This window comes from Bradyrhizobium vignae (assembly GCF_004114425.1).
Lineage (GTDB): Bacteria > Pseudomonadota > Alphaproteobacteria > Rhizobiales > Xanthobacteraceae > Bradyrhizobium > Bradyrhizobium vignae.
The window spans coordinates 1-3538 of sequence record NZ_RDQF01000121.1 but is presented as its reverse complement, the minus strand read 5'-3'; the positions used below and the strand labels follow the sequence as shown (position 1 = coordinate 3538).

At 64.6% G+C, this 3538-nt stretch carries 4 protein-coding genes; 2 read left to right on the top strand and 2 right to left on the bottom strand.

The features are described from left to right. Together EAV90_RS38850 and EAV90_RS38845 are read right to left on the bottom strand one after the other, a co-directional pair. The coding region (locus EAV90_RS38850; RefSeq protein WP_129146442.1) for an ISAs1 family transposase at positions 1-801 on the bottom strand (801 nt) is incomplete at its 3' end. A 117-nt stretch (positions 802-918) separates the two neighbouring features. Then, entirely contained in the window at positions 919-1545 is a 627-nt protein-coding gene (locus EAV90_RS38845; protein ID WP_129146441.1) for a glutathione S-transferase family protein, read from the bottom strand. Positions 1546-1716: 171 nt separating this feature from the next. Here EAV90_RS38845 and pyrE point away from each other — a divergent pair, with 171 nt between their 5' ends. Further along, positions 1717-2280 (top strand): orotate phosphoribosyltransferase, encoded by a 564-nt coding sequence (gene pyrE, locus EAV90_RS38840; protein WP_028176382.1) that lies wholly within the window; start codon positions 1717-1719, stop codon positions 2278-2280. A gap of 247 nt (positions 2281-2527) precedes the next feature. Continuing rightward, positions 2528-3310 (top strand): DUF2865 domain-containing protein, encoded by a 783-nt coding sequence (locus EAV90_RS38835; RefSeq protein ID WP_129146440.1) that lies wholly within the window; start codon positions 2528-2530, stop codon positions 3308-3310. Positions 3311-3538: the final 228 nt, after the last annotated feature.

Here is a 3538-nt window from a genome sequence, read left to right as displayed (position 1 = left end):
TCGGACCGTGTGTTTGACAGCCTTGCCAGAGTTGGCGCGCCAACTGTCGATGCGACCGACTGCGGCGATAGCGGGGAAGTCGTATTGTTTCGCCAACTGAGGAGCCGGCGCGACGATGGCCTGTCGGCGTTCGACGCGGCCGTGGGCGGTGGCTCTTCGTTGACTCGCTCGCGCGGGCTTTCGGACTGTGTCGACCAGCGTCTTGACGGTCTTGAACAGCCGGCCACGATTGCTCTTGATGGCCAACACGTAGTGCCCCTTCCGATCGAGGATGGCCTGCGCGGTATCGGGCCGGCAATGCAAGGCGTCGGCGGTGACAAGAGCCCCGTCCAGATCGAGCAGCGCGAGAACTTCGAGAGCCCCGGCAACCTCGTTGCGGTTGGGAGCTTTTCTCTGAGCCAGCGCCATGCGAGTGCCTGCGGCCCAGACATTGACCATATGCAGCGGCGTGGCCTCCCGGCCCCGCGTGTAGGCCCCGCGCAGCGCCTTGCCGTCGATGCTGACCACCCCCTTGATGCCGAAGCTCTTGCTGAACTTGCGCAAAACCGCTTCCAGCCCCTTCGGGTCCAGCGCACGGAAGACGTTGCTGAACGTATCGTGGCTCGGAATGCCGTGCCTGAGCTCCAGGAAGCGCCGCAACAGCTCCTCGCGGCCTTGGCCAAAGAACTCGAACTCGGTGCAGGTCTTGGCGCCAGCCAGCGTCGCCGCCAAGGCGATGACGAGGATCTCCACAAGATCATGTCGGGTGTTGCTGGCGCGCGGGTCCTTGAGCGATCGAAACAGGCGCTTGAGCTTGCGCATTCAGGTCTCCCTCTGGAATCGAGAGACACCCAAAGAATCCAGTTCCAACCGCTTGGCAACACCCTGCCAGCACCATATGCGATTCCCCTACCCCTCCAGGGGAGGGTAAGCGGCAGCTCAATCCAGCTTCGCGTCCATGCCGCGCTTCACTCCCGGCCGGGCCATCAGAGCGTCGTACCAGCGCTCGACGTTGGGGAAGTCGGCCAGATCAACCTTGTGGCGAGGATGACGCCAGGCCCAGCCCAGGATGGCAAAATCGGCAACCGAGAGATCGCCCGCGACGAAGTCGCGACCGGCCAGGCGGCGGTCCAGCACCCCATAGAGCCGGCGCGTCTCCGCCATGAAGCGCTTCAGGCCGTAGGCGCGATCCTGCTCATTCTCCAATGCGATGAAATGGTGCACCTGGCCCGGCATCGGGCCGAAGCCACCCATCTGCCACATCAGCCATTCGTAGACGGGGATCCGCTGGCTAAGCGATTTCGGCAGGAATTTTCCGGTCTTTTCGCCGAGATAAAGCAGGATGGCGCCGGATTCGAAGATGCTGACCGGCTTGCCGTCGGGCCCCTCGGGGTCGACGATCGCGGGGATCTTGTTGTTGGGAGAGAGCTTGAGGAACTCGGGCGCCATCTGCTCGCCCTTGGTGATGTTCACCGGGATCACCTTGTAGGGGAGCCCCATCTCCTCCAGCGCGACCGAGATCTTGCGGCCGTTCGGCGTGTTCCAGGTGTAGAGCTCGATCGTCATTCCCGTTTCCTTCCCCTAGAGGCTTGCCCTCAACTACTCCAGAAGGTTGCGCCCTCACAACCGGCGGACCGGGATGGCCGATCCCTGTTGACGGGAGACGCCCCCTCTGGAATGTCGCGGCCGTCGCGGATAAATTCCGCCTCCACCAAAAACGCTGTTCGAGGGACCGCCGTGTCGAAATCCGCCTCCCGCGCCCGCCTGTTCGAAATCATCCGCCGGCGCTCCTTCGGCCGCGGCGAGGTGACGCTCGCGTCGGGCCGCAAGAGCGATTTCTATTTCAACCTCAAGCCGACCATGCTCGACCCCGAGGGCGCGACGCTGCTGGCCGAGTTGACCTATGAGGCGCTGAAGGACGACCAGCTCGATTTCATCGGCGGGCTCGAGATGGGCGCGGTGCCGCTCGCCGGCGCGCTGGCGCAGATCTCCTGGATCAAGGGGCATCCGATCGCGGCGTTCTTCGTGCGCAAAAAGCCGAAGGAGCACGGCGCCAAGCTCGCCATCGAAGGCCTGCCCAAAGGTGAGACGCTGGCGGGCAAGCGCGTGGTGATCGTCGAGGACGTCACCACGACCGGCGGTTCGGCGATGAAGGCGGTGGAATCCGTGCGCGAGGCCGGCGCCAATGTGGTGCTGGTGCTGACCATGGTCGACCGCGAGGAAGGCGCCACCGACACGTTCGGTGCGGCCGGCCTGCCGTTCCGCTCGCTGTACAAGGCGTCGGAGTTCTTGAAGGCCTAGGTGACGAAATCTCCTCCGCCTTCTTGCCCGGGTGTAGCCCGGAAGCAACCATCCATCGGAAGCTGTGCTCGGCCTTAAAGAGGTCACCGCCTCGACTTGAAACCGCCTCTGCTCAACGGCTCATTTACCATCCCACTTTATGGTGAATCATGTGCTGAGACCCGAAGGGTTCCAGCCGGTCAGTAGCGTCGGGTGGAGTAGGCGGTTGCGTACAATCTCGTCCCATGCGCGCCGGCGGCGTCGCGCGATGCCTGTGGCCGCCATCCTTGCCGCGCCGCTGCTTGCGGCTCCGGCCCCGGTTTCGGCCGAAGGCCTGTTCGACTTCCTCTTCGGCGGAATGCAGCAGCAGCGGCCCCAGCGCGAGGTGCCGCAGCAAGCGAGTTCCTACACCGACCCCTTCACCGGCCAGCAAAATGCGGCGACCCCGCAATATGTGCCGCCGACCCGCTCGGCCGCGGCCGGCGGCTCGGGCCCGGCCTTCTGCGTGCGCAGTTGCGACGGAAAATATTTTCCGCTGATGCGCGGCCTCGCCTCGCCCGCACAGATGTGTCAGGCGTTCTGTCCCGCCAGCCCGACCAAGATCTATTTCGGCTCGTCGATCGATGGCGCCTATTCGCAGGCCGGCGAGCGCTACGCCGACAGCGAGAACGCGTTCGCCTATCGCAAGGCGCTGCGCGCCGACTGCACCTGCAACGGCCGCGAGCCCGCCGGCCTCGCCCCGGTCGATCTCGCGCTGGATTCATCGCTGAAAGCCGGCGACGTGATCGCCACCACCGACGGCCTCGTCGCCTACACCGGCATCCGCGTCGGCAACGACCAGGCTGCGGACTTCACCCCGGTTGCCTCCTACCCCGGCCTCACGGCCCAGGTCCGCGCGCGCCTCGGCGAGATGAAGGTGGCGCCGGTGCGGGCCGACACGGTGTCGGCAGATGCGCCGACGTCAACCGAGATCGTGCGCGAGGCGCTGCCGGATGTGTCGGTGCCGAAGACGACGGCGCAGAAGCCGGCGAAGCGGGCGGGGCTGGATTAGCCCTCACCTGCATCCGAGCCGTCATTGCTAGGAGCGCTTGCGACGAAGCAATCCAGGATCCCTCCGCGGAGAGATTCTGGATTGCCTCGCTGCGCTCGCAACTGTGCATGTTCAATAATTCGCTGATTGGATCGCTGCAGCGGAGGAACGATCCGATGCGAGACAACAGCTATGACCGAACGGTTGAACGCAACTATCTGCAGAAGTGGCGTTTTCTGATTTCGGAAT

Bases quoted from the DNA above. Each gene is read 5' to 3' on its own strand.
- EAV90_RS38845 (WP_129146441.1), bottom strand. From the start codon at position 1,545: ATGACGATCGAGCTCTACACCTGGAACACGCCGAACGGCCGCAAGATC.
- EAV90_RS38835 (WP_129146440.1), top strand. From the start codon at position 2,528: ATGCCTGTGGCCGCCATCCTTGCCGCGCCGCTGCTTGCGGCTCCGGCC.